This is a genomic window from Agromyces fucosus (genome assembly GCF_004134865.1).
Lineage (GTDB): Bacteria > Actinomycetota > Actinomycetes > Actinomycetales > Microbacteriaceae > Agromyces > Agromyces fucosus.
Map to the genome: position 1 here is coordinate 143649 of NZ_SDPO01000003.1, position 26306 is coordinate 169954.

At 68.6% G+C, this 26306-nt stretch carries 18 protein-coding genes; 13 read left to right on the forward strand and 5 right to left on the reverse strand.

Annotated features, from left to right (window positions below):
* Positions 1–8: 8 nt before the first annotated feature.
* From ESP57_RS12220 to ESP57_RS12230, 3 genes are all read left to right on the forward strand, one after another.
* Positions 9–1025, forward strand: coding sequence for a magnesium and cobalt transport protein CorA (locus ESP57_RS12220; RefSeq protein ID WP_129231790.1), 1017 nt, complete (start codon positions 9–11; stop codon positions 1023–1025).
* A gap of 69 nt (positions 1026–1094) precedes the next feature.
* The gene (locus tag ESP57_RS12225; RefSeq protein ID WP_115960248.1) at positions 1095–1463 is read left to right on the forward strand and encodes a nuclear transport factor 2 family protein; all 369 of its coding nucleotides are present in this window, start codon (positions 1095–1097) and stop codon (positions 1461–1463) included.
* Positions 1464–1674: 211 nt separating this feature from the next.
* On the forward strand, positions 1675–2013 hold the full coding sequence (locus tag ESP57_RS12230; protein ID WP_129231791.1) for a hypothetical protein: 339 nt from the start codon (positions 1675–1677) through the stop codon (positions 2011–2013).
* Positions 2014–2143: 130 nt separating this feature from the next.
* Here the strand turns inward: ESP57_RS12230 and argG are convergent, their stop codons facing one another.
* Positions 2144–3571, reverse strand: coding sequence for an argininosuccinate synthase (argG, locus tag ESP57_RS12235; protein WP_056012173.1), 1428 nt, complete (start codon positions 3569–3571; stop codon positions 2144–2146).
* A 202-nt stretch (positions 3572–3773) separates the two neighbouring features.
* Here argG and ESP57_RS12240 point away from each other — a divergent pair, with 202 nt between their 5' ends.
* The 4 genes from ESP57_RS12240 to ESP57_RS12255 all read left to right on the forward strand — a co-directional run bounded on the left by ESP57_RS12240 (position 3774) and on the right by ESP57_RS12255 (position 15057).
* A complete protein-coding gene (locus tag ESP57_RS12240) occupies positions 3774–5222 on the forward strand; it encodes a S8 family peptidase (RefSeq protein WP_129231792.1) in 1449 nt (482 codons plus the stop codon).
* 101 nt (positions 5223–5323) lie between these two features.
* Positions 5324–5881, forward strand: coding sequence for a DUF3151 family protein (locus ESP57_RS12245; RefSeq protein WP_165877461.1), 558 nt, complete (start codon positions 5324–5326; stop codon positions 5879–5881).
* 1 nt (position 5882) lies between these two features.
* Positions 5883–7169 (forward strand): adenylosuccinate synthase, encoded by a 1287-nt coding sequence (locus ESP57_RS12250; RefSeq protein WP_056012164.1) that lies wholly within the window; start codon positions 5883–5885, stop codon positions 7167–7169.
* 157 nt (positions 7170–7326) lie between these two features.
* Complete coding sequence (locus ESP57_RS12255) at positions 7327–15057, forward strand: DUF5979 domain-containing protein (RefSeq protein WP_129231794.1); 7731 nt, start codon at positions 7327–7329, stop codon at positions 15055–15057.
* Between the two features lie 65 nt (positions 15058–15122).
* On the opposite strand, the gene ESP57_RS12260 is transcribed toward ESP57_RS12255, so the two are convergent.
* On the reverse strand, positions 15123–16991 hold the full coding sequence (locus tag ESP57_RS12260) for an alkyl/aryl-sulfatase (protein ID WP_129231795.1): 1869 nt from the start codon (positions 16989–16991) through the stop codon (positions 15123–15125).
* A gap of 166 nt (positions 16992–17157) precedes the next feature.
* Positions 17158–17379 (reverse strand): Rv0909 family putative TA system antitoxin, encoded by a 222-nt coding sequence (locus ESP57_RS12265; RefSeq protein WP_115960267.1) that lies wholly within the window; start codon positions 17377–17379, stop codon positions 17158–17160.
* Between the two features lie 143 nt (positions 17380–17522).
* On the opposite strand from ESP57_RS12265, the gene ESP57_RS12270 reads away from it, so the two are divergent.
* The 6 genes from ESP57_RS12270 (at position 17523) to ESP57_RS12295 (ending at position 24857) form a co-directional block, all read left to right on the forward strand.
* Complete coding sequence (locus tag ESP57_RS12270) at positions 17523–18167, forward strand: GNAT family N-acetyltransferase (protein WP_129231796.1); 645 nt, start codon at positions 17523–17525, stop codon at positions 18165–18167.
* Between the two features lie 82 nt (positions 18168–18249).
* A complete protein-coding gene (gene hsdR / locus ESP57_RS12275; RefSeq protein ID WP_129231797.1) occupies positions 18250–20685 on the forward strand; it encodes an EcoAI/FtnUII family type I restriction enzme subunit R in 2436 nt (811 codons plus the stop codon).
* A 73-nt stretch (positions 20686–20758) separates the two neighbouring features.
* Positions 20759–21352 carry a type IV toxin-antitoxin system AbiEi family antitoxin domain-containing protein gene (locus ESP57_RS12280; RefSeq protein WP_129231798.1) on the forward strand — a complete coding sequence of 198 codons (594 nt, stop codon included), beginning with the start codon at positions 20759–20761 and terminating at the stop codon, positions 21350–21352.
* 35 nt (positions 21353–21387) lie between these two features.
* The gene (locus ESP57_RS12285) at positions 21388–22224 is read left to right on the forward strand and encodes a nucleotidyl transferase AbiEii/AbiGii toxin family protein (protein WP_165877462.1); all 837 of its coding nucleotides are present in this window, start codon (positions 21388–21390) and stop codon (positions 22222–22224) included.
* A gap of 3 nt (positions 22225–22227) precedes the next feature.
* Complete coding sequence (locus tag ESP57_RS12290; RefSeq protein WP_129231800.1) at positions 22228–23715, forward strand: class I SAM-dependent DNA methyltransferase; 1488 nt, start codon at positions 22228–22230, stop codon at positions 23713–23715.
* Positions 23712–24857 carry a restriction endonuclease subunit S gene (locus tag ESP57_RS12295; protein WP_129231801.1) on the forward strand — a complete coding sequence of 382 codons (1146 nt, stop codon included), beginning with the start codon at positions 23712–23714 and terminating at the stop codon, positions 24855–24857. Before ESP57_RS12290 ends, ESP57_RS12295 begins: the two co-directional genes overlap by 4 nt.
* Here ESP57_RS12295 and ESP57_RS12300 read toward each other — a convergent pair.
* Together ESP57_RS12300 and ESP57_RS12305 are read right to left on the reverse strand one after the other, a co-directional pair.
* Positions 24841–25494 carry a JAB domain-containing protein gene (locus tag ESP57_RS12300; protein ID WP_129231802.1) on the reverse strand — a complete coding sequence of 218 codons (654 nt, stop codon included), beginning with the start codon at positions 25492–25494 and terminating at the stop codon, positions 24841–24843. The two genes, ESP57_RS12295 and ESP57_RS12300, sit on opposite strands and share 17 nt — an antisense overlap.
* 54 nt (positions 25495–25548) lie before the next feature.
* A complete protein-coding gene (locus ESP57_RS12305; RefSeq protein ID WP_115960273.1) occupies positions 25549–26289 on the reverse strand; it encodes a sulfite exporter TauE/SafE family protein in 741 nt (246 codons plus the stop codon).
* Between the last annotated feature and the right edge of the window lie 17 nt (positions 26290–26306).

Here is a 26306-nt window from a genome sequence, read left to right on the forward strand (position 1 = left end):
TTGGCCCGATGACGGTCATCGACAACGCGATCTACCGCGACGGCACGCGCGTCGCGACTCCGACGAGCCTCGACGAGACGTTCGAGCGGCGCGCCGAGCACGGCGGCTTCGCCTGGATCGGGCTCTACCGTCCCACCGATGCCGAGCTCGACGCGCTCGCCGCGGAGTTCGGCCTGCACCAGCTCGCCGTGGAGGACACGCGGAAGGGCCATCAGCGGGCCAAGCTCGAACGCTACGGCGACACGCTCTTCGTGGTGCTGCGCCCCGCGCGCTACCTCGACGCCGAGGAGGAAGTCGAGTTCGGCGAGCTGCACGTGTTCATCGGCCCCGACTTCGCGATCACGATCCGCCATGCGGAGTCGCCGAACCTCGCACGCGTGCGCCATCGGCTCGAGGCCGCGCCGGAGCTGCTCGCCAAGGGCCCCGAGGCGGTGCTCTACGCCGTGCTCGACGAGGTCGTCGACGAGTACGCGCCGGTCGACTCGGGTCTCGAGAACGACATCGACGAGATCGAGGAGCAGCTCTTCTCGGGCGACCCCGTCGTCACCAGGCGCATCTACGACCTCGCGAGCGAGGTCATGGAGTTCCAGCGCGCGACGAGGCCGCTCGTGGGCATGTTCGACGCGCTGGAGCGCGGCTTCGAGAAGTACGCGATCGACCTCGAGCTGCAGCGGTACCTGCGCGACGTGAAAGACCACGTGATCCGCATCGTCGAGCGCGGCGACACGTTCCGGCAGCTGCTGCAGAACGCGCTGCAGGTGCACTCCACGCTCGTCGCGCAGCGGCAGAACGAGGAGACGAAGGTGCTCTCCGAAGCCGCCGTCGCCCAGAGCGAGCAGGCCAAGAAGGTCTCCAGCTGGGCGGCGATCATCTTCGCGCCGACGCTCGTGGCCGGCATCTACGGCATGAACTTCTCGCACATGCCCGAACTCGACAAGCCCTGGGGCTATCCGTTCGCGGTCGCGCTCATGCTCGCCTTCGCGGGCGTGCTGTACGGGCTCTTCAAGCGCAAGGGATGGCTCTGACCGCCGACTTGCAGCGGTCCTTTCGCGCAGCCTCTTCCCGCGGCATCCGTTCGCGGTTACCGTTGGGGCATGACCGAGATCACCGATGATCTGCCCGCTCGACTCATGCACGAGGAACACGCCGGATGGCGGGCGATCGTCGAGGGCCGAGGCGGTGAGCACTACCAACGCGCGATGACCCGTGACGCCCTCATGATCGTCGACGGGGCCGCGTTCGGGCGCGACGAGATCCTGTCGGCGATGCGGAGCGCCCCGCCCTGGGACGAGTACCACCTGCACGAGCCGGCGGTGATCCGGCTCGGCGATCGAGCCGGCATCCTCGTCTACCGGGCCGAGGCCCGCAGGGGAGACGACACCGTGAACCTCCGGATGTCGACGACCTACCTCATCGAGGGCGGTTCCTGGAGGGTCGCGGCGCACCAGCAGACCGCCGCCTGACGGAAAAATCCCCGGTCGGCGTTCGACCGCGCGGCTGCGTGACGTCCCCCGGTTCTGCTCGGTGACGTCCCCCGGTTTGGGGTACGACGCCCGCTTCGCATCGGCCTACCCTTCAGGTGTGCGCGATACCGGCCACCTCGGCATCCGCACCGGGTGGGGCGCTCCCGCAGGGAGCGGCACCCCCAGATCCGAGTCGAGGGGAGACTCACCGATGTCCAACATCTCACGCCGTCTGACGGCAGGGCTCGCGGCCGTTCCGTTCGTCGCGCTCAGCGTGCTCGGCGCCGGTGTCGCGGCCAACGCGACGTCGCCGGTCGACGGCGACCACAAGGTGCCGTACTGCCACGCGACCCACAGCGCCAAGAACCCGTTCGTCTACATCGAGACCGACAAGATCGCCGTCGTCAAGGCGCATGCGAAGCACCAGGACGACGAAGACGTGTACCCGGGCTTCTGGTACGACGACCACGGCACCCCGACGTGGTTCGAGGGGCGCGGCGACCCCGACTTCGCCGAGAACGGCTGCACAGGGGAACGTCCTCCGAGCTGAGCTGGTGCTCGACTCGGTGGTCGATCAGCAGGGGGAAGCGATCGACAGCTCGGGTGGGCCGGCCGGGGGGGACGGCTCGCCCGAGTGATCTCGCGGCGCGTGCGCGCCGACTCGGTCGGTGCCGAGCGACTCAGTCGGTGCCGAGGTCGAACGCCGAGGCCTCGTTCGCGGCATCCGTCGCCGCTTCGAGCTCGGACTCCGCGGGACCCGCGAGGATCTGCGCGGCATCGCCGACCGTGAGGTCGCCGACGAGCGCCGCGGTCGCGCCGCCCACGAGGTTCAGCCTCGCGTACTGCTCGAGCCGGGCGCGCGAGTCGGCGATGTCGAGGTTGCGCATCGTGAGTTGCCCGATGCGGTCCTCGGGACCGAACGCCTGGTCGCCGACGCGCTCCATGGAGAGCTTCTCGGCCTGGTAGCTGAGCGCGGGACCCGTCGTGTTCATGATCGTGTAGTCGTCGCCGCGGCGGAGGCGGAGCGTCACCTCGCCCGTGACGGCGGAGGCGACCCAGCGCACGATCGACTCGCGGAGCATGAGGGACTGCGGGTCGAGCCAGCGGCCCTCGTACATGAGGCGCCCGAGACGGCGGCCCTCGTTGTGGTAGTTCGCGATCGTGTCTTCGTTGTGGATCGCGTTGAGGAGGCGCTCGTAGGCGATGTGCAGCAGGGCCATGCCCGGTGCCTCGTAGATGCCGCGAGACTTCGCCTCGATGATGCGGTTCTCGATCTGGTCGCTCATGCCGAGGCCGTGGCGACCGCCGATGGCGTTGGCCTCGAGCACGAGCGCGACGGCGTCGTCGAACACGACGCCGTTGAGCGCGACCGGGCGGCCCTGCTCGAAGCGCACCGTGATGTCCTCCGTCTCGATCTCGACGGCTTCGTCCCAGAACTTCACGCCCATGATCGGCTCGACCGTCGTGATGCCCTCGGAGAGCTCCTCGAGCACCTTGGCCTCGTGCGTCGCGCCCCAGATGTTCGCGTCGGTGGAGTACGCCTTCTCGGCGGAGGCGCGGTAGGGGAGGTCGCGCTGCTGCAGCCACTCGCTCATCTCGGCGCGGCCGCCGAGCTCGGTGACGAAGTCGGCGTCGAGCCACGGCTTGTAGATGCGCAGCCGCGGATTGGCCATGAGGCCGTAGCGGTAGAACCGCTCGATGTCGTTGCCCTTGTACGTCGAGCCGTCGCCCCAGATGTCGACGCCGTCGTCGAGCATCGCGCGCACGAGCAGCGTGCCGGTGACCGCGCGGCCGAGGGGCGTCGTGTTGAAGTACGCCTTGCCGCCCGAGCGGATGTGGAAGGCGCCGCACTGCAGCGCCACGAGGCCCTCTTCGACGAGCGCGGCCCGGCAGTCGACGAGGCGCGAGATCTCGGCGCCGTACTCGATCGCGCGGCCGGGAACGGCCTCGACGTCGGGCTCGTCGGGCTGGCCGAGGTCGGCCGTGTAGGTGCAGGGCACCGCACCCTTCTCGCGCATCCACGCGACCGCGACCGAGGTGTCGAGGCCGCCGGAGAAGGCGATGCCGACGCGTTCGCCGACGGGCAGGCTGGAGAGGACTTTCGACATGCCCTCCAGCCTACTTGGCGGTCGTGCCCTCTGACGGCGGCGCTTCGTGGGCCGGCCCTAGCCATCCCCCGTGCGCGGCAATAGACTCGCGCCACCCGGCCGTGCTGCATCACCGTTGCCGCCGCTCGTCGCACCTCTGGACGGGCCGGGCCGTCGGCCGACCCGGCCCGCGGAACTCCAGTCGCATCGAACGGAGACAGGGATGTACAAATCCAGAGTGATCGGGGTGGCCTCAGCCGCCGCCCTGACCATCGGCCTCATCGGCGCAGCAGCGGCTCCAGCCGTCGCCGCCACCGGGCCGGAGACCAGCTACCTCGTGCTCGCGCCGCAGGGCAAGAGCGTCGCGAAGGCCGAGGCCCGCGTCGCCGCCGCGGGAGGCACGGTCGTGGCCTCCTACGGCCAGATCGGCGTCCTCGTGGTGCGATCCACGAACACGGCGTTCGCCACCGCCGTCGCCGGAGCGGGGGTCCAGTCGGTCGCGTCGACCGACGGGCTCGGCACGACGCTCGTCGACGACGAGGAGAGCGTCGCCCTCGACGCATCCGCGGTCGAAGCCGCCGGTGACCCGACCGGCGAGCAGTACTGGAACCTGCAGTGGGACATGCAGCAGATCGACGTCGACCAGGCGCACGAGATCACGACGGGCGATCCGTCGGTCGTGGTCGGCGTGCTCGACTCCGGCATCGACGCGACCCACCCCGACCTCGCGACGCAGGTCGCGAAGGACCAGAGCGCCTCGTGCATCGGCGGCGTCGTCGACACGGCGGAGTCCGCGTGGAGCCCCTCGACCTCAGACCACGGCACGCACGTCGCCGGCACGATCGCCGCCGCCATCAACGGTGTCGGCATCGTTGGCGTCGCGCCCGGCGTGAAGGTCGCCTCGGTCAAGGTCGTCAACGACGACGGCTTCATCTTCCCCGAGGCGGCGATCTGCGGCTACCTGTGGGCGGCCGACCACGACATGCCGGTCACGAACAACAGCTACTTCATCGACCCGTGGGAGTTCAACTGCGTGAACGACCCGCGCCAGCGGCCGGTCTGGCAGGCCGTGCAGCGCGCGCTCGCGTACTCCACGGCGCAGGGCACCCTCACGGTGGCCTCGGCCGGCAACAGCAACGTCGACCTGCAGCACAAGTTCGTCGACTCGGCGAGCCCGAACGACGGCAGCTACCCGGTGGAGGACCGCACCATCACGGGCGCGTGCCGCGACCTGCCGGCGGAAGCGCCCGGCGTCGTGACCGTCTCCGCGGTCGGCCCGACCGAGTTGAAGAGCTACTACTCGTCGTACGGCCTCGGCGTCGTCGACGTGACGGCTCCCGGCGGCGACACCCGCTTCCGCACCGGTGGAGCCACCTCGACCCCGAGCGACGGCGTGCTCTCGACCACCTACCCGGGTGGCAAATGGGGCTACAAGCAGGGCACCTCGATGGCCGGTCCGCACGTGGCCGGCGTCGCGGCGCTCGCCGTGTCGGCGCACCCGGGCATGAAGCCCGGCGCGCTCGCCTCGCTGCTCGAGCGCACCGCCGAGGCGCTGCCGTGCCCCGTCGGGGTCTACGAGCCGCGCCCGGGTTACCCGGCGGTCTGCACCGGCGGCGAGCGCAACGGCTTCTACGGAGCCGGCAACATCAATGCGCTGAACGTCGTGCAGTAGGCGAACCGAGCGGATGTCGCTGCGAGGGGTCGGGCCGATCGGTCCGGCCCCTCGTTCGTGCGCCTCTCGGGCGCGAGAAGGCCCTCGCGATAAGGTGGAGTGTGACTCCAGACCAATCAGCACCGGAGCCCGAGGCCTCGCTCGCCGACGAACCCGAGGTGCGCCAGGCGCTCGCCGAGGGCGATCGCTCGTCGGTCGCATCGGTCGTCGCGGAGCATCCGTCGTCGCCACTCGCCTGGACCGAACTCGCCGACCTCGCCGATTCCGAGGGGCGCGCGATCGAGTCCTTCGCCTTCGCCTCGGTCGCGGCCGACCTCGCCCGCGCGCAGCTCGTCGCCGGCGGATGGACGTCGGGCGACCCCGTCTCGTGGTCCGACGAGCCCAACCGCGCCTACCTGCGCGCCCTCGACACCCAGCGCCGTGCCGCCGAGAGCCTCGGCCTCGACGAGCGTGCGAGCGACCTGGCCGGAGAGCTCGCCACCGCCGACCCCGAGGCCCCGGCCCGCATCGCGTCGGAGTTCACCCCGACCCAGCTGATCTCGATCGTCAGCGCTCACGACATCGCCGTCGACGCAGCCAACAACCACGCGGCATCCGTCGCACAGACCGGCGACGTCGTCGCCGAACCCGCCGCGTCCGACGCGGCAGGAGAGGACTGACATGCCCGCGGCCGTACTCATCGGTGCACAGTGGGGCGACGAGGGCAAGGGCAAGGCGACCGACCTGCTCGGCTCGCGCCTCGACTACGTCGTCAAGTTCAACGGCGGCAACAACGCCGGACACACCGTCGTCATCGGCGACGAGAAGTACGCCCTGCACCTGCTGCCGTCCGGCATCCTGACGCCCGGCGTCACGCCGGTCATCGGCAACGGCGTCGTGGTCGACGTCGAGGTGCTCTTCGAAGAGCTCGAGGGCCTCGAGGCCCGGGGCGTCGACGTCTCGAAGCTGCGCGTCTCGGCGAACGCCCACCTCATCACGCAGTACCACCGCACCCTCGACAAGGTGACCGAGCGGTTCCTGGGCAAGCGCCAGATCGGCACCACCGGCCGCGGCATCGGCCCCGCCTACGCCGACAAGATCAATCGCGTCGGCATCCGCATGCAAGACCTCTTCGACGAGAACATCCTGCGGCAGAAGGTCGAGGGCGCGCTCGACCAGAAGAACCACCTGCTCGTGAAGATCTACAACCGTCGCGCGATCGCCGTCGACGAGATCGTCGACGAGCTGCTCGCGTACGTCGACCGACTGCGCCCGATGGTCACCGACACCGCGCTGCTCCTGCACCAGGCGCTCGAGCGCGACGAGACGGTGCTCTTCGAGGGCGGTCAGGCGACCATGCTCGACGTCGACCACGGCACCTACCCATTCGTGACCTCGTCGAACGCGACGAGCGGCGGGGCGATCACCGGTTCCGGCATCGCGCCCAACAAGATCGACCGCGTCATCGCGGTGGTCAAGGCCTACACGACCCGCGTCGGCGCCGGCCCCTTCCCGACCGAGCTCTTCGACGAGTGGGGCGACTTCCTCACCGAGCAGGGGCACGAGTTCGGCACGACCACCGGGCGCAAGCGCCGCACGGGCTGGTACGACGCCCCCATCGCCCGGTACGCGTCGCGCATCAACGGCGTCACCGACTTCGTGCTGACCAAGCTCGACGTCCTCACGGGCATCGACCGCATCCCCGTCGCCGTCGCCTACGACGTCGACGGCGAGCGCTTCGACGAGGTGCCGGTCTCGCAGTCCGACTTCCACCACGCGAAGCCGATCTACGAGGAGTTCCCCGGCTGGACCGAAGACATCTCGGGCGCGCGCGAGTTCGCCGATCTCCCCGCGAACGCGCAGTCGTACGTGCGCGAGCTCGAGGCGATGAGCGGCTCGCGCATCTCGGCCATCGGCGTCGGCCCCGGGCGCGACGAGATCGTCACGCTGCACGACCTGCTCGGCTGACCCCGACGGGCTGTCGGCCCGACTCGGCTGACCCCGACGGGCCGTCGGCGAGCCCCTTCCCTCCCCCCAAGGCCCTCGATAGGGTCGGATCGGGTGCGCGATTCTTCGCCACCCGAAGCCCAGGGGCGGCCGCATGGCCGGGGGCGAGGGGGAGTAGATGTCGATCATCCGTCGAACGCTCGCAGGCGTCGTGGCAGCAGTCTTCGCGATCGGGCTCACGGCCCCGGCGGTGCTGCCGGCCGCCGCAGCACCGGATGACGCCGTCTTCCTCCTCGCGAAGACGGTCAACCCGAACACCTCCCCGTACGAGCCGGGCGAGCAGTTCAGCTACACGATCGAGCTGACGTGCAACAGCAACCTCGTCGACACCTGCGTCGACGCGGCGCTGACCGACACGCTCCCGGCTCCCTTGATCTTCGACCCCTCGGTCACGCCACCCGTCGCCGTGAGCGGAGGCGGCACGAGTGCGGTCGCGTACGGCACCTCGGACTTCACCGTGGACTTCACCACACAGGGCGGAGCCGGTGTCGGCCAGCCGGCGGGAACCAAGGCCTCCATCACGGTCTTCGTCCAGGTGCCGGAAGACATCAGCGCCGACTACAACGGCGCCAGCATCACGAACACGGCCTCAGCGACGGGCACCAACGCGCTGCCGAAGGATGCCTCGGCGACGATCTCGCTCGAGGTGCCCGAGGTGCTCGATTCGACCGTGCAGAAGTCGGTCGACGACCATCAGCCCGACGGCGCGCCCGGCATCCCCGCGCTGCCCGACCAGCCCGTCGACTACGCGATCGGCGGCGGCAACGCCTCGAACCGCTCGGTCGACGAGATCGTCGTGCAGGACCCGGCCGACGGCGTCGCGAGCCCGTTCGACTCGTACTTCGACTTCACCGGCATCACCTCGATCACGCCGCCGGCCGGCGCCGACCAGGTCGAGATCGAATGGCTCGACGAGAACGGCGACTGGCAGGTCGCCTACGCGACCGGACCGATCCCGGCCGACTTCACGGGCATCCCCGATGTGGACCCGCTCAGCGACGTGAAGGGACTGCGCTTCACCTTCTCGTCGTCGACCGGCCAGCTGCCGCCGACCCCCGCCGGGGAGGAGGCATCCATCGGCATCGGCGCCGAGACGAACGCGACCGTCGAGGCCATCCCGAGGGACGATTCGGTGACGGTGCCGAACACTGCGTCGTCCAACATCGTCGTGCACGGCGACTCGAGCACCCCGAAGACCGCACCCGGCGACGCCGTCGTCTCGAACACGGGGCCGTTCGTCGAGACGACGAAGACGTTCGCGAACCCGAACCTCCTCGCCGGGCAGCAGACGACCGCCACGATCACGTCGACCAACGGCTTCCGCCCGGTCACGTCCATGGTGATCGAGGAGCCGACGCCCGGTTCACCCGACCTCGGCGAGCAGGGCCTCGACTTCGAGGGCTTCACCGACGGCGTCGTCTGGCCGGCGAACGCCACCGCCGCCTCGGTGACCTACGTCTACGACGACGGCACCGAGGAGACCCTCGACGCGGATGCCCCGAACACGCTGCCCGACCCGACGAAGGACGGCGTCGTCGGCTTCACCGTGACCTTCACGGGTCCGATCATCCAGAACGCCGCCGCGACGTTGCCGTTCACGGTGACGGCGCAGCCCGTCGACACCGAAGACGTCGTGAGCACGAACGACACCACTTCGACCGTCACCGACCAACTCGGGTTGTCGGGCACCGACGAGGACTCGGCCGACATCACGCGTCAGCCCGGCCGTGTCTCGACGACGATCGAGAAGAACATCGCGCGCGACGAGATCTGGGCGGTACCCGGCACGACGACCGACGTGAGCTTCCTCGCGACCGTGAACGACCAGCAGCCGAACCCCTCGACGATCGGGTCCGAGGTGCTGATCGTGAGCGACCCGGCCGACCCGCAGCCCGGCGACCCCGTGACGCCCTTCTGGAACACGTTCGACGCGAGCCAGATCGTCGCCGGCGTTCCGGCCGATGCCGATCTCCAGGTGCAGTACTGGGATGGACAGGAATGGGTCGACCTGCCGAACGGTCAGCTCGACGGCGAGGGCGACCTCGTCGTGGCGATCCCCGCCGACCTGCAGGACGACATCGAGGGCATCCGCTTCGTCTACACCCCGAAGGCGGGGGAGCTGCTCCCGCCGGGCTTCCAGGTCGCCCCGACGATGACGGTCGAGACGCGCGACGACTTCCGCGACGGATCGGGATCGGTCGCGGATGCGGCCGACGCGGCCGACCCGCTGACCGTCGCCAACACGGCCGGCTCCGCGGTCGAGAACCCGAATGACGCCAGCCCCGAGGACAACACGGCGACCGACGGCGACGAGATCGACCTGAAGCCGATCGACGGCGACGGCCCCGGCCCCGACCTGTTCGAGAAGCACTGGATCGTCGACCCCGCCGACCCGCTCTTCGCCTTCAGCGGCGACCGGCGCACGGCGCGCGTCTCGTGGTCGACCGAGGGGCTGCCGTTCGACTCGGTGGCGATCACCGACGACCCTTCCGCCAGTCCCGACTTCAGCGATGCGGCGATCGCGCAGTCGACGTTCGATGCCTGGAACCTCGTCGAGATCGCCGCGATCGACGCCTCGCTCGACCCGATGATGCAGTACGACCGCATCGCCGCCGTCGAACTCTTCAACGGCGACACCGGCACCTGGGACGACGTCACGACGGCCGCGTGCGGCGACGGCACGGCATGCGACGGTGCGTTCCCGGGCTACACGCTCTCGGCCGACGAGGTCGCCACCACCCGCGCGGTGCGCCTCACCTACGAAGAGGGATCGCATCGCGGCGGCGGCACCGGGCCCGTCGCGGGCTCCGGCGTGGCTCCGTCGTACGGGCACGACCGCGACCTCGACCTCGTGTTCGAGCTCCGCGACTTCACGCGCAGCGACGGGGGACCGGTGACGGGCACCCTGCACCCCGACGAGACCTACAACTCGGGCCAGCCGGGCGTCGTGAGGAACACCGCTCAGATCGACGGCAGGGGGGTGCAGCCGATCACCGAGACGGATGCCGACGACATCACGATCCTCGATGCCGCGGTCAACGTCGAGGTGTCGAAGGCGTTCGACCCCGCCGACTTGCCGGTTCCGGCAGCGGACACGCCGCAGGCGGACTTCCCATTGACCACCGCGACGATCACGGCGACCAACCAGACGGAGGCCGCGGTCGAGACGCTCGAGGTCAGCGACCCGGCTCCGGGTTCGGCGACGACGACGTACGACTACCTCAACCTGCACTCGATCGACTCGATCACGGTTCCGGCCGCGGCGACGTCGTCGACGGTGATCCTCACGCGCGAGGGCGGTGCCGACGATGCACCGATCTCGATCGATGCGGCGCTCGCGCTGACGTCGGCCGATCTCCTCGACGTGATCGGCATCACGGTTCGCCACACCGACCCGGGCGGCATCTCGATCGCCTCGACGGCGTCGAGCACCGTCGTGCTCACCTTCCAGATGCGCCGGTTCCATCGCAGCGATCCGTCGACCCCGATCGCCGTCGGCGACCTGGCGACGAACGTCGCGGGTGCCGGTGTCACGCGCCCGGGCGGGCTGCCGCTCGACGAGGCATCCGGCACCTCGACGGCGACGCTGCCGTTCGTCACGGCGACCTACGGAGTGGCGGCGACGAAGGAGATCACGCCGGCGACGCGGTACGAGGATGAACCGCGCGACGGCTACACCATCGCGCTGTCGGGACAGCCCACCGGTAACGTGCGCACGACCGTGCTCACGATCACCGACGCCGAACCGACGTTCTGGAACGCCTTCGAGTTCGCCTCGTTCCCGACCGAGACGCTCCCGCCGAACCTGCACCAGTTGCAGGTCTGGGCGCTCGTCGGCGTCGACTGGGCGATCGAGCCGGTGACGAACCGGCTCGTGTACACGTGCGGCGGTTCGACCGACCTGACTGCCTGCTGGGTGCCCGGCGACTGGCAGGACGCCGCCGCCGACGGCACCGTGGTTCCGGTGCTGCCCGACACGGTCGACGCCGGCGAGGTCCGTGGCCTGCGGTTCGACGTCCGCGTCGACGACGAGTCGTCGAACTGGGAGAACCCGGTCACCCCCATCGTGCCGATCTCGTTCACGGCCGATCGCCTCGAGTTCCTGCACTACGGACCGGCGGGCGAGCTCGACTCGGTGCCGGTGCCGTCGACACAGCCGGGTCAGCCGACGGCGCCGGGCGAACCGGCACCGGGCACGATGACGGACGTCGTCGACGTGCACGGCCTCGGCGCCTGGGACCAGAACGACGGCACGACGTGGGAGGCCGACGCCGAAGCGAGCGACACCACGCAGTTGCTGCACCTGCAGAACGCGATCAAGGTCGAGAAGACCCCGGGCAACGGGTCGGATGGCTCGGCCTCGCAGCAGTTCCCGCCGACGGGCGGCATCCCGTACCGCATGACCGTCACCAACACCGGCGACTGGCCGATGACCGGCCTCGAGCTCACCGACCAGGTGGCGACCGATGCCGGCGGCTCGCTGCTCGTGCCGGTGCCGGGCGCCGACCCCGTGTTCGGGTTCACCCTCACGGCGGCCGACGGCACCGAACTCGACGCGAGCGGGTTCTCGGGCGAGCTCGACCCGGTCACCGGTGTCGTGACGATCACGGTGCCCGACGGATTCGTCTTCGAACCGGACGACGTGCTCGTCATCTCGGCCGCGTTGCAGTTCCGGCTCGGGCTCGCGCCGGGAACCCCCGTCGGGAACACGATCTCGGCGACGAGCGATCGCACCTTCGACACGTGCGAGTCGACCGCGTTCGCGCAGCCGGTGCCCGCGACGCAGGTCGTCGACGCCTGCGCGGCGAACACGACGGTGAACCCGACGGCGGCGGCACCGATCTCGATGCAGAAGGGCGTGCGCGGCGTCGCGGCGGGAGTCCCCGGGGCGGCTCCGGGCGACCCGAATTACGACGACCTCGGCGTGCTGAACACCGCGGACCCGACCTCGGCAGATGCGTGCGCCGAGCCGAATGCCGTGATCCCCGGGTACTACCTCAGCAATTGCGTGCCGATCACTCGCCCCGGCGGCATCGAGCGGTGGGCGATCGCGTTCACGAACCTCGGCAACGTCGCGGTCGAGTCCATCGGCGGCATCGACGTGCTGCCGGCGATCGGCGACACCGGCGTGACGATCGGCACGAACCGCGGATCCGAGTGGTCGCCGATCTTCCTCGGCAACGTCACCGTCCTCGACCCGACGGTCGTCGTGAAGACCTACTACACGACCACGGTTCCGGCCGTCGGTTGCAACGCGGCGGACATCGAGTACAGCACGCGCACGACGCCGATGCCGACCGACGACCCCTGTTACGGCGACGTGAGCACGCGTGTCTGGACCGAGTTCACGGACGCGACCCCGACCGCAGAACTCGCGCAGGCGAAGGCGATCAAGATCATCGTGATCTGGCCCGACGGCGGCGGCCTGCAGCCGGGTGCGTCGGGCGGCCTCACGTTCGACACGCAGACTCCGTACTCGAACCCCGCCGCGGTGGACGGCGGCCTGCCGATCGCCTGGAACGCCGTCGCGGCTGGCTCGCGCGCCGACTTCGACGCGCAGGAGATCTACCAGGGCCCGGTCGAGCCGGTCCGCTCCGGCGTGGCCGTGCCGAACGGGGACATCGCGCTCGAGAAGGCGGTCGTCGTTCCCGACGACTGGCCCGCCGGGTGGCCGCTGCCAGCCTCGTACGACTTCGACGTGCAGTGCACCTCGGGCGGTGAGCCGGTGGCGATCGTCGACGCGGACGGCGGCCCCGTCTCGCCGGTGACGGTGCCCGCCGACGGCACCCAGGTCGTCTTCGGTGAGGGAACGAACCTGCCGATGTACTCCGAGTGCACCGTGCAGGAGATTACGGCGCAGGGCTCGACGGTCACGTACGATCCTGCCGGGGCCGACGGTCGCTCGGGTGAGGTGACGGCGCGCCGCGACCTCACGGGCCGGCCGGATATCCACCACCCGGCATCCGACGGCACGGACCTCGAGCAGGTGACCGGCACGAATACCTACGAGCTCGGTGGGTTCGAGGTGAGCAAGGCCGTCGACAACGGCGGTGCGCAGAACCAGGACGGCGAGAGCATCGTGTACGACACCGTTTATCGCTTCAGCGCGAGCTGCGTGTTCGACGGCGCCACGGTGCTCGACGAGGACTTCGAGCTGAGGGCCGGCGAATCGCTGCCGTTCGACCCGTTGCCGGTCGGTGCGGTCTGCACGGTCGAGGAGACCGAGCAGGCGGGCGCCGACACCTCGATCATCGTCACTCGAGACGGCGTCGAGGATGACCTCGGCGAGGTCGCGAGCGCCGAGTTCACGGTGCTGCCCGACGATGATGAGGGGCAGTCGGTCACCGTCGTGGCCGTGACGAACAGCTACGCCGTCGGGTCGGTCGAGATCGTCAAGTCGGTCACCGGCACGGGAGCCGAGGCATGGGGCGGCACGCTGGGCGACTTCGAGGTGCGGCTCGTCTGCACCCTCCCCGCCGCGGACCCCGACACGGTCTACGACGGCACGCACCTGCTGACGAAGGATGCCCCGGGGGACGTGTGGCTCGTCGAGAACCTGCCCACGGGGGCCGAGTGCGACGTGACCGAGATCGACGACGGCGGTGCCACCGAGTCGTCGGTGACGCCCGAGATGCCGATCGTCATCGGCGACGACGCGACCGGTGAACCCGTGCAGGTCGACATCGTCAACGAGTTCCGCACCGGAGCGCTCAACGTGCTGAAGGAGGTCAGCGGACCCGGCGTGCCCGAGTTCTCGACCGGGCCGTTCGTCTTCCAGGTGATCTGCACCTACGAGGGCAGCACCGTGACGTCGGTCGACCTCGTCGTGCAGGGCGAGGAGGACTCGCGCGGCCCGTACGTCAGCGAGACGGTGGCGGGCATTCCCGTCGGCGCGGAATGCGTCGTCACCGAGGTCGACAACGGGGGCGCCGACGCAACGCCCGAGCCGGTGACCGTCATCATCCCCGACCAGGAGACCGACGGGGTCGAGACGGTCGTGACCGCCGGGTTCCTCAACCGATTCTCCCTGGGACTCCTCGGCGTCGCGAAGGAGGTCGACGGAGCTGCCGCCGACGCGCCGTGGGTGCAGGACGCGGTGTTCACGCTCCAGGTGACCTGCGAGGTCGACGTGGACGGCATCCGCACGACCGTGTACTCCAGTGCGATCGAGCTCACCGCCGGCGACATCGAGCCGCTGCGCGGCGCTGACGGCCGAGTCGTGCGACTGCCGGTCGGCACGCACTGCTACGGCTCGGAGACCGATCCGGCGGGCGCGACGTCGTGGAGCGTCGACCACGACTCGTACGACGATGCGATCATCGTCGAAGCGGAGCGGCTGCCGCAGATCCTGCTCGTGACGGCGACGAACACCTACGACTACGGGAGCATCGAGCTCGAGAAGACCGTGAGCGGTGCGGTCGCCGAGGCTGCGGGCAAGACCTTCACCGTCGAGGTGACGTGCGTCCTCGATCGCGGCGAGAACAACGAGCCGTACATCGCGCTCGACCATGAGCCCGTGCAGATCAGTGGCGGCGAGACGGTCGTGCTCGACGGGCTGCCGGTCGGCGCCGAGTGCTGGGCCGAGGAGACCGACACGGGCGGCGCCGTCGAGGTGACTGTGAGTGCCACCGAGGCGGATCCCGCGGTCGTCGGCCAAGGCGCGGCGGTCACCCTGACGGTCGACAACCGCTTCGCCCCGCCGCTGCCCGCGACCGGCATCGACGGCGACGAGCTCGCCGCTCGCTTGACCTGGGCGCTGCTGCTCACCGGTGGTGGGCTCGCACTCGTCGCGTTCGTGCTCGTGCGCCGGCGGCGGAGTCGGGCCGAAGCGATCCGCAGCATCCGCTGACGCGGAGAACGAGCAACGCCCGGCCAGATGTCCCGGCCGGGCGTTCCTCGTCGTGTCGTCGCGTGCTACGGCGTGACGATGGCGAACGCCTCGTCGCCCGGGTCGATGACCCCGAGCAGGCGCTCGAGCACCGAGCCGTCGCCCTCGATCGCGACGCCCGATGACGTGGAGTCGCCGCCCAGGAGGGCGAGGAGGCGCAGCTTCGAGAGGCTGAGGGTCAGCTCGACGTCACCGGCACCGTCCTCGAGGTAGATCAGCACGCCGTTGCGGAGCGTGATCCGGAACCGCCGATCGAGGTCGGTGAGGACGATCGCGAACGACAGGTCGAGGTCCCAGGCCTTCGGTCCGTCGATCTTGATCGCGATCGCGTCGAGCAGCTGCTCGGGGCTGAGCTGGGCCACCATCGAGGGCGCGCTCGTCTTCGTCGGCGTGCCGAAGTTGCCGACGCGCAGCTCCGTCGCCCCGGAGAGGAAGAAGTTGCGCCAGGTGCCGTTCTCGGAGCCGTAGGCCAACTGCTCGAGCGTGTCGGCGTACAGCGCCCGGGCGGCCTCGTGGTGCTCGTCGACGAAGACGGCGTGGTCGAGCAGGGTCGCCGCCCAACGGAAGTCGCCGGCGTCGTACGCCGCCTGAGCGAGCTCGACCACCCGGTCGATCCCGCCGATCGCGTCGACGTAGCGCGTCGCGATCGCGGCCGGCGGGTGCGGCCAGAGGCGCGCCGGGTTGCCGTCGAACCAGCCGAGGTAGCGTTGCACGATCGCCTTGACGTTGTGGCTCACCGAGCCGTAGTAACCGCGCGTGCTCCACGCCTGATCGAGCGCCGGCGGCATCTCGAACATCTCCGCAGCCTCGGCGGCGGTGTAGCCGCTGTTGACAAGGCGCAGGGTCTGGTCGTGCAGGTAGGCGTAGAGGTCGCGCTGCACCGAGAGGAACTCGACGATGTTCTCGCGGCCCCACGTCGGCCAGTGGTGCGAGGCGAAGACGGCGTCGGTGCGATCGGCGTATCGCGTGATCGCCTCGGTGAGGTACTGCGACCACACGTGGGGGTCGCGCACGACGGCACCGCGGAGCGTCAGCAGGTTGTGCAGGTTGTGGGTCGCGTTCTCGGCCATGCAGAGTGCCCGGTAGCGCGGGAAGTAGAAGTGCATCTCGGATGGCGCTTCGGTGCCGGGTGCCATCTGGAACTCGATCTCGACGCCGTCGACGGTGTGCGTCTCGCCCGTCGTAGTGATCTCGAGCGTCGGCACGATCATGCCGACGGCGCCGGTCGACGTGGTCTGGCCGAGGCCGGCGCCCACGGCGCCCTGCGGTCCGCGCTCGAGGGCCGCGCCGTACATGTAGCCGGCGCGCCTGGCCATCGCCGTTCCGGCGTAGACGTTCTCGGCGACGGCGTGCTCGACGAAGCCCTCGGGGGCGATGATCTGCACGGTGCCCGCGTCGACCTCGGCTTGCGACGTCACGCCGAAGACGCCGCCGAAGTGGTCGACGTGCGAGTGGGTGTGGATGACGGCGACGACCTTGCGGTCGCCGCGGTTCGCTCGGTACAGCGCGATGGCGGCCGCGGCGGTCTCGGTCGAGATCAACGGGTCGATCACGATGATGCCCGTGTCGCCCTCGACGATCGTCATGTTCGAGAGGTCGATGCCGCGCAGTTGGTAGATGCCCTCGACGACCTCGTACAGTCCCTGCCGGGCGACGAGTTGCGACTGGCGCCAGAGGCTCGGATGCACCGTGGCGGGCGCTTCTCCGTCGAGGAAGGCGTAGCTGTCGTTGTCCCACACGACCTCGCCCGCATCGTTGCGCACGACCCCGGGCTCGAGCGCGGCGATGAATCCACGATCCGCATCGTCGAAGTCCCGTGTGTCGTCGAACGGCAGCTGCGCGAGCGCCGCCGCCTGCTGTGCCCGGATGGTGTCGGTGGCCGGCTTGTGATCCATGGAATGAAGTTCCCCCTTCGCGGGCGTGATGGCCCTCTGCCATCGTGTCAACCCGCACCCGCCGGCCGCAAGGGAACGCGCCAGCCCGGGCGGGTTCGGGTCTTCGGAGACGACGAAGGGGGCGGATGCCCGTGGCATCCGCCCCCTGCTGCGACTGTGCGTCGCGCTACTTCTCGGTGCCGACGGCCCCGTCGATGTTGTCGCGAACGCCGTCGATCTTGTCGTGGTGCTCTTCGGGCAGCACCTTCTTGGCGGCCTCGGTGACGCCGTCGAGCAGCTTGTCGCTGATGTCCTCCGCCTGCTCGCTGTCGAGCGCGTCGGCGATCTTGTCCTTGTTGTCCTCGATGAAGTCTTGCGCCTTCTTCGTGATGTCGTCCAGAGAACCCATGGCCCCCCACCTTCCGTTCGTCGTGGTCGTGCTTCCGTCATCGTAGGGGCGGCCCGGGTCGAAGGGAAGGGCTGCGGCGTCGGGCGAGGGAGTCGTCGCCGACCGGCCACCTGCCCGTCACCGGCACGTGGCACACTCGAACGGTGACCGCAACGCGCCCAGCCGACGACGACCTGGTCGGCCGATTCATCCGCCTCAGCCCGTTCGACGTCGCCGACATCCCCGAGCTGTACCGGGCCCTCTGCCGGCCCGAGGTCTACGCGGGCGGGTACGGCGGCGGGCCGGCCGGCCAGCCCGCCGACTTCGCGGGGTACGAGGCGTTCGCGCGCGGGTACTACTCGGCCGGCGAGGCGGCGATGCCGTGGACGGTGCGCCTGCGCGGCGGCCCCCACGACGGCCGAGTGGTCGGGGCCACGAAGCTCGCCGACTTCGACCTGCCGAACGAGTCGGCGCACATCGGCTGGACCGCCTACGACCCCGGCGTCTGGGGCACTGCGGTCAACCCCGAGGCCAAGCTGCTGCTGCTCGAGCTCGCGTTCCGCAACGGATTCGGCCGGGTGAAGATCCAGGCCGATGCCAACAACGCACGTTCCCGTGCGGCGATCGAGAAGCTCGGGGCGCAGCTCGACGGCGTCATGCGGCGGCACAAGCGCCGGGCCGATGGCAGCTGGCGCGACAGCGCGGTGTACTCGGTCATCATCGACGAGTGGCCCGAGGTGCGGGACCGTCTCACGGCGCGACTCTCGGCGTTCGGCGAGGAGCCCGTCGAGGTACGCGACGTGCAGTAGTGATCGGATGCCGCGGCTCGCGGATCGAGCACTGGACGACCGGTTGCGTGGTCACGGGACAGGTGACCATTAGCGTGGGACCATGATCCGCCATTTCGGCCGCCGAGAAAGCGACACCTGTCGTGATTTCGTGGACCCGATGCTCGAGGCTGCTGGATGGCGGGCAGAGCAGATCACCCGAGAGTTCGTGGTCAAGGCCGACCGCATCACCTCTTCGGGTGGAGTTGCTCGGGTGCTGCCAGACGGCAGGGTCGACTATGTGCTCGAAGCACTCGGCGGCGTGCCGTGTGGAGTGATCGAGGCGAAGCGCGAGTATAAGAACGCCGCCGATGGTCTGCAGCAGGCGGTGCGCTACGCGCAGCAACTCGATGCACCGCTCGCGTATGCCACCAACGGCCGAACGATCATCGAGCGTGACATGCGCACGGGTCACGAGCGTGAGGTCGAATCCGTCGGCACGCCTGCCGAGTTGTGGAGTGCGTGGCTCGATCAGCAGAACGTGGATGCCGAGAGCGGGGAGCTGATCGCTCAGAGTTTCAACCGCAATCGCACAAGCGTGCGGGGCGACGTGATCGAGCCGAGGTGGTATCAGCGCGTCGCCGTGCATCGTGTGCTGAAGGCGATCGGCCAGGGGCGGCAGCGAGTCCTCTTGCTCATGGCGACGGGCACGGGCAAGACGTTCACAGCCATGCAGGTCGTCGCAAAGCTGCGGAGCTATCAACGTGCCGTGCATCCTGACCGAAACTTCCGTGTGCTGTATCTCGCGGATCTCGATCTGCTGCTCACGCAGCCGATGAACAAGGACTTCAAGCCGGCGTTCGGCACCGAGCCGGTGCACCGCGTCAAGGGCGGTGCGAACATGAGCCGCGAGATCTACTTCGCGAGCTATCAGGCGATGACTGGCGCCGGCGACACCGAAGAGTTGTTCCACGACTATCCGCCCGACTTCTTCGACCTCGTCATCGTCGATGAGTGCCATCGGGGAAGTGCCGACGAGAATTCGTCATGGCGACGAGTGCTCGATCACTTCTCGTCGGCGGTACAGCTCGGGCTCACCGCGACACCGAAACGCGATGCACAGATCGATACCGCCGCCTACTTCGGCGCTCCGGTCTTCGAATACTCGTTGCGGCGAGGCATCGAAGACGGTTTCCTGGCGCCGTATCGGGTGCGTCGTGTCGTGCTGAGTCCCGACGCAGACGGGTGGGAGCCGTCGCCAGGCGAGCTCGACCGGTTCGGGCGAGAGATTCCCGAGGGCGTCTACTCGACGAAGGACTTCGAGCGCATCGTCTCGCTCGTCACACGCACCGAGCTCGCCGCCCGCCACCTCTCACGGCTTCTTCGGATCGACCCGACCGCTCGCGCGATGGTGTTCTGTGTCGACCAGCAACATGCTGAAGACATGCGTCGGGCGCTTGCCGCGCAGAATGCCGACCTGATGGCGGCCGATCCCACCTGGGCTGTGCGCATCGTCGGCCTCGAGCCCGATCGCGTGCGGCTGCTGTCAGAGTTCACGAACCCCGAGGGGGACACGCCGATCGTGGCAACCACGTCGCGGTTGCTCTCGACCGGTGTCGACGTCGAAGACCTCAAGTTCGTCGTGCTGTTCCGGCCCATCGGTTCGATGGTGGAGTTCAAGCAGATCATCGGACGTGGCACGCGGCTGTATCCCGAGAAGGGCAAGACCTCGTTCGAGATCATCGACTACGTCGGTGCCACTGTGAAGTTCGAGGACCCAGAATTCGACGGTCCGCCGCAGCGTGCCGTGGTCGACACGGTCGACGGTGACGGCACGACGCTCGGCACGGAGCCGGTGGAGGTCGAACCGACCGGGACCTGGCCGACGACTGGCGACGATGGGCAGCCAGGCGTCGCTGAGCCGTCACCGGCCTTCATTGTTCACGATCCGATTGGCATCGATCATGGCGACGACTGGTACCGACAGCCGGGCAAGCTGTTCGTCGATCAGGGTGATTTCGTGGTCACGGCGGAGTCGATCCACGTTCCTGATTCGTCCACAGGGCGGTTGCGTTTGACCGAGTACGCCGAGTTCGTGGGCGGCGCCGTTCGGTCGATCGCATCATCGGCGGACGATCTTGCCGCGCGGTGGACCCACGCCCCCTCGCGCGAAGCGGTATTGGCTGAGTTGGCCGAACACGATGTGGCCCTGAGCGATCTCGTGGGCTCCGACGTGGTCGACGTGTGCGATCCACTCGATGTTTTGGCCGGTCTCGCGTGGAACACGCCGTTGCGCACCCGCGCCGAACGGGCCCGCCGCGCGCGCGAACGGCACGCTGCCGAGATCGCAGTGCTGTCTGCGCGGGCGCAAGAGGTATTGCGCGCGCTCATCGAGAAGTACGCGCTCTATGGCGTCGACGAGATCACCAACCCGAATGTGCTCGACGTCGAACCGATCCGGTCGATCGGATCGAAGGTCGAGATCGCGCGTGAGTTCGTGGCAGCCGGAGGGTGGCCCGCACAACTCGACCGCGTGCAGGAGTGGCTGTACTCAGCGTAATTTGTAGTTTCATCGCCACGTACTGAATAGAACTCAAGTATCCGTTGAGGATAACCGCGAGTATGCTGAGTGCATGCCCGGCGCCCGACAAGACATGCGAATCGCCCTGCAGCGACTCGCGTTCAGCCAGGCCGGGTATTTCAGCGCCGCGCAGGCGCTCGAGCTGGGGTACTCCTACCAGGCGCAGAAGTACCACGTCGACCACGGCAATTGGCTCAAGGTCGACCGCGCGCTGTTTCGGCTGCCGGGCTGGCCTGCGGATTCGTCTGACAGCTACGTGCGGTGGTCGCTGTGGGCCGCGGGCCGCGCGGTCGTTTCTCATGAGACAGCGCTCGCGGTGCACGAACTCTCTGATGAGAGCCCATCCCGCGTGCACCTCACCGTTCCGCGCGATTTCTACGCGCGCGATGACGCAGTCGTGCTGCATGCCGATGAGTTGTCGCCTGCCGACATAGAGTCGCGCGGCGCATGGTCGGTCACATCGCCGATGCGCACGCTGTTGGATGTCGCAGGCGCGCGCGCGTCGCAAGAGGTCGTCGATCGGGCGGTGGCCGATGCGCTCGAACTGAGGTTGCTCTCGCGGCGTCAGATCCTGCGCGCGGCCGACGGCGCCGTCGATCGAGCCGCTCTCCGGCTCGAGCGGGCCCTCGCCGAGGCCGCCTCGTGACACCGAGCGATCGCGCAAGGAGCCTTACCGACCGCGTGCGTTTCGTCGCCAACGAACGCGCGGTCGACGTTGCGCGGCTTCGCCGCCAGCTCGTCTTCCAGTGCGTGCTTGCACGACTGGCCGTCGATGACGTCTGGGTGCTGAAGGGCGGCTATTGCCTCGAGGTGCGACTCGGTGGGGTTGCCAGGGCGACGAAAGACCTCGACCTCGCATTTCGAGGCGATGCTTCGCTCATCGACGCGCACCAGATGAGCGAACTGCTCGAGACGGCACTCGATCGCGAACTCGACGACGGATTCACGTTCTCCATCGATGAACCCAAAGCCCTCGCCGCAGCAGAGGCCGGTCAGCCGGGATGGCGGGTCTCGGTGCGCGCATTCATCGGTGGAGCCGCGTTCGAGACCGTGAAGCTCGATGTCGTCGTGCGTGCCGCCGAGATCCGCGGGGGAACAGGGCCGCTGGCCGTTGAGCCGGTGCTGCAATCGCCTGAGTTCACCTCGATCGTGATCGCCGCCGTCGACATTCCGCAGCATGCGGCGGAGAAGACGCACGCCTACGCCCGCATCTACGCCCACGATCGCCCGTCGAGCCGGGTGAAAGACCTCGTCGACCTCGTGCTTCTCATCGAAGCCGGCCTGCTCGAACCTCGATCATGGGCTGTGCGGCTGGTGCATGTGTTCACGGTTCGCGACCGCACGCCGCCTCCTGCAGAGTTGCCCGAGCCGCCCGAGAGCTGGCGGGTACCGTACGGCGCGATGGGTGAGGAGCTGCAGCTGGCGGCATCCGACCTCGATGCCGGCTGGCGACTCGTCGCCGAAATGTACGCGATCGCCGTGACGGCGTTCGATGAGCACCACTTGGATATGGAGTAACCGATGGCCGCCAAACCCACGACGCAGACAACGCAGGCCCGCCTGTCATCGATCATCAAGGAGTCGCGCAACACCATGCGCAAAGACGCCGGCCTGAACGGCGAACTGGACCGACTTCCGCAGATGGCGTGGTTGCTGTTCCTGAAGGCCTTCGACGATCTCGAAGAGGAGCGGGAGCTGACCGAGGGCGACTACCGGCCTGCGCTCGAGCTCGAGTACCGGTGGCGCGCCTGGGCGGGTGACAGCACACTGACCGGGGAGCCGTTGCTGGCGTTCGTGAACGGCAAGTTGCTGCCACGACTGCGCAAGCTGCAGGGCACGGGCAAGGCCGGCGACCCTCGCGACACATTGCGCCGAGTCTTTCAAGACACGCAGAACCGCATGCTCTCGGGGTTCTTATTCCGCGAGCTCGTCGATCAGCTCGACAAGGTCGAGTTCACGAATCGCGACGACATTCACACGATGGCTCACCTCTACGAGTCGATGCTGCGTGAGATGAGGGATGCCGCGGGCGACTCGGGTGAGTTCTACACGCCGCGCCCGCTCGTGCGCTTCATCGTCGATCGGGTCGATCCCAAGCCGGGGGAGACGGTGCTCGACCCGGCTGCGGGCACCGGGGGGTTTCTCGTCGAAGCATTCGCGCACATGACTGAGGGCGATGTCACAGCTGAGGAGCGGGGCCACGCGAAGGCCGGCATCCGAGGTGTCGAGAAGAAGCCGATGCCATTCCTCCTCTGCCAGATGAACCTGCTGCTGCATGGCATCGACCAGCCGGACGTCGTCGAGCAGAACTCGCTCGGGTTCTCGCTCGCCGAGATGCGCCGTGACGGCGTCGATGTCGTGATCACCAACCCGCCGTTCGGAGGTGAGGAGGAGAAGTCGGTTCAGGCGAATTTCCCCCCGCACCTACAGACGGCCGAGACCGCATGGCTGTTCCTGCAGGCGGTCATGGCGCGTATTGAGCGCAGCAAAGTCGGCCGCGCTGCGGTCGTGGTGCCGAACAGCACGCTGTTCGACCGAGGAGTCGGCGGCCGAATCAAGGCGGAGCTCATGTCCAAGTTCAACCTGCACACGGTACTGCGCCTGCCGAACGGCGTTTTCGCGCCGTACACGCTCATTCCGAGCAACGTGCTGTTCTTCGAGCGCGGAAAGCAGCAGCCGCACGTCTGGTTCTACGAGCAGCCGATGCCCGAGGGGCGCAAGCAATACACGAAGACGAAGCCGATGCGGTTCGAGGAGTTCGGGGAGTGTGCGGAGTGGTGGGGAGGCGATACTCGCAACGGGCGAATCGCGACAGCCCACGCGTGGCGGGTGGCCGCCGATGACATCAAGGCTGACGGCTACAACCTCGATCTTCGCAACCCCGACCGCGGCGACGACCTCGTGCATCGCTCGCCGGTCGAACTCGTCGATGAGCTCGTGAGCGCTGAACGAGAGCTGCTCGGGCTGCTCGAAGAGCTCCAGCGCGAGGTCAAGGGGTTCGCGCAGTGACGGTGCCGCGGGTGCGGTTGGGCGAGGTGCTTCAGGTTCAGCGCTCCCCGCTGGAGATATCCGCCGAGGCCGAGTACCGCCGCATCGGGATCTATTCCTGGGGCAAAGGGATGCTCCATCGCGACCCCGTTCGTGGGTCCGAGATGGGCAGTATGCGCTACTTCAAGTTCCCGGCGGATGCGCTCGTTGTGAGCAATATTCAGGCGTGGGAGGGTGCGGTCGCTCTCTCGACCGAGCAAGAATCAGCGGACTACGTCAGCTCAAGCCGCTTCCTTCCGTATGTCGCCAAGGATCCCGAATCAGTCGACGTCCGTTTCGTCTTGCAGTACCTCCGGAGCGACCGCGGGCTCGATGATCTGCGCGCCGCAAGCCCAGGCACACAGGTGAGGAATCGAACCCTCAGTAGGGCGCTCTTCGAGGTGACCGAGATCCCCCTCCCACCGCTCGCCGAACAACGCCGTATCGCCGACCACCTACACGCCGTCGAGCGGTTAACCCGGAACGTCGACCAGCGCGTCGTCGAGCATGAGCGAGGCTGGAGAGCGCTCATCGACCAGCTTGCCGGGGTCAACTCCGACGCAGGACGTGTTGCCCTCGGCGAGCTTCTCAGCGTCAAGTCTGGGGTGCCCGTTGAGCCTGAAGTCACCTATCCGATTGCGGGCGTTTACAGTTTTGGGCGAGGACTCCTTCGCAGACAAGATCTGCTGGGGCAGGACACGAAGTACAAGACCTTTGCGCGGCTCGCCGCAGGCGATGTTGTCTACAGCAAGCTCGGTGCATTCGAGGGGGCTGTCGCTCTTGTCGACCCTTCGAACGCAGGGCGATACGTTTCGCCTGAGTTTCCGGTATTCACGGTACAGGGGCCGGTCGACAGATCGTTTCTGCGGTACTGCTTCATCGCCGATTCGTTCGTCAATCAACTTGCTACTGCGACCGCTGGCGTTGGCGCTCGGCAGAAACGAGTCAGTCCCTCTGCGTTCTTGGCACTCGAAGTCCCGTACCCAACCGCAGAACGCCAACGCTCCGTGGCCGCCCTATTGGACAGGATGACCGAGGTCGTATCTCGCTCGACGCGAGCTCAGACGCTCGCCAATGCTATCCTCCCAGCCGCCCGCAACGAGATCTTCAACGCGATGCGGTGACGCTGCGCCACCGGCGCCCCGACACCACCACGTGATCGAGCAACCGCAGACCGACTTCGGCCGCGGCATCCGCTATTCGTGTTGTCACGAATCGGTCGCCGTCGCTCGGCTCGATGCGACCGCTTGGATGGTTATGCGCAAGGGCGAACGCCGCCCCATCGTGCCGCAACACGTGAGAGAGCACCTCGCGCACCGGCACGCTGCATCCGCTTTGGGTACCCTGGGCGACGACGATCGATGCGCGCACTCGATTTGCACCATCGACGACGATGAGCAGCACTCGCTCCTCGCGCTCGCGACCGATGCTCGCGATGGCGAGTGCGGCGATATCGCCGGATCCCGTGATGACGGCGCCGAGTTCAGGTCGCTCTGCGCGATCAGCGAGCGCGAACGCCGCGACCAACCGGGACGCCTTCGCGGGACCCACTCCGGCGACGCGGACGAGCTCGTCGATGCGAGCGCGGGCCAACCCCGCGACTCCGCCGAATGTGGTGAGCAGGTGCTCGGCGAGCCCGCGCACGCTCTCACCTGAACTCCCAGTGCCGAGTTGGATCGCGACGAGCTCGGCGTCAGTGAGTGCCGCGCTACCGAGTCGCAACAACCGTTCGCGTGGGAGGTCGTGCTTCAGGCGCGGCATCCATGGATGCTAGACCTTCGGGCTGCCAGAGGCCGACCGGTTTCCACAGACGCGCTAGCCCCAGAGCTCCAGCGCGCCGTCGACCATCGCGGCGACGCCGCCCGCGTACGCGATCACGATCACGGCGATGCGCGCGGCGTGGTGTGGGATGCGCTTGTGCAGGAGCTCGCCGAGGCCGAGGCCGACGAGCAGCGCTCCGATGACGATCGGCCAGGCGCCGGGTTCGAGCTCGGGCAGCGCCCAGCCGGTCGCGCCGAGCTTGCCGACGAGTGAGGCTACTCCGATGACCACGAAGTAGGGCTGCGCCGTGGCGGCGAAGCCCGCCTGCGGCCAGCGCGTCGCCACGGCGTAGACGCTGAGCGCCGGCCCGCCGACGCCGGCCGAGGCGTTCATGAAGCCGGATGCCGCACCGGCGATGATCGCCGGAGAGCGACCCGTCGCGACGTGGTCGGTGCGGGTCACGAGGAGCGAGACCGTGAGCGCCACGACGACGAGCACGCCCACGCCAAGCTGGAGCACCGGCCCCGGCAGGCGCGCCGCGACGAGCGCGCCGACGACGGTGCCGACGAGTGCCGGAACGACGAGCCATCCGAACCTCGTCCAGTCGACGAGCTTCCACACCCTCGGCAGGATGAGGAGCGAGGAGAGCACGGCGCAGAGGTTCACGAGCACGACGCCGTCGAACGGGCCGAGCAGGATCACGAGGGCGGGCGCGGCGATGAGTGCGAAGCCCATGCCCGTGATGCGCTGCGCCAGTGCGCCGACGAGCACGGAGACGGCGACGGGCAGGAGCACCGGGCGAGTCTACCCGG

Bases quoted from the DNA above. Each gene is read 5' to 3' on its own strand.
- argG (WP_056012173.1), bottom strand. From the start codon at position 3,571: ATGTCGAAAGTCCTCTCCAGCCTGCCCGTCGGCGAACGCGTCGGCATC.
- hsdR (WP_129231797.1), top strand. From the start codon at position 18,250: ATGATCCGCCATTTCGGCCGCCGAGAAAGCGACACCTGTCGTGATTTC.
- ESP57_RS12230 (WP_129231791.1), top strand. From the start codon at position 1,675: ATGTCCAACATCTCACGCCGTCTGACGGCAGGGCTCGCGGCCGTTCCG.
- ESP57_RS12240 (WP_129231792.1), top strand. From the start codon at position 3,774: ATGTACAAATCCAGAGTGATCGGGGTGGCCTCAGCCGCCGCCCTGACC.
- ESP57_RS12300 (WP_129231802.1), bottom strand. From the start codon at position 25,494: ATGCCGCGCCTGAAGCACGACCTCCCACGCGAACGGTTGTTGCGACTC.
- ESP57_RS12225 (WP_115960248.1), top strand. From the start codon at position 1,095: ATGACCGAGATCACCGATGATCTGCCCGCTCGACTCATGCACGAGGAA.
- ESP57_RS12220 (WP_129231790.1), top strand. From the start codon at position 9: ATGACGGTCATCGACAACGCGATCTACCGCGACGGCACGCGCGTCGCG.
- ESP57_RS12290 (WP_129231800.1), top strand. From the start codon at position 22,228: ATGGCCGCCAAACCCACGACGCAGACAACGCAGGCCCGCCTGTCATCG.
- ESP57_RS12280 (WP_129231798.1), top strand. From the start codon at position 20,759: ATGCCCGGCGCCCGACAAGACATGCGAATCGCCCTGCAGCGACTCGCG.
- ESP57_RS12250 (WP_056012164.1), top strand. From the start codon at position 5,883: ATGCCCGCGGCCGTACTCATCGGTGCACAGTGGGGCGACGAGGGCAAG.
- ESP57_RS12255 (WP_129231794.1), top strand. From the start codon at position 7,327: ATGTCGATCATCCGTCGAACGCTCGCAGGCGTCGTGGCAGCAGTCTTC.
- ESP57_RS12260 (WP_129231795.1), bottom strand. From the start codon at position 16,991: ATGGATCACAAGCCGGCCACCGACACCATCCGGGCACAGCAGGCGGCG.
- ESP57_RS12265 (WP_115960267.1), bottom strand. From the start codon at position 17,379: ATGGGTTCTCTGGACGACATCACGAAGAAGGCGCAAGACTTCATCGAG.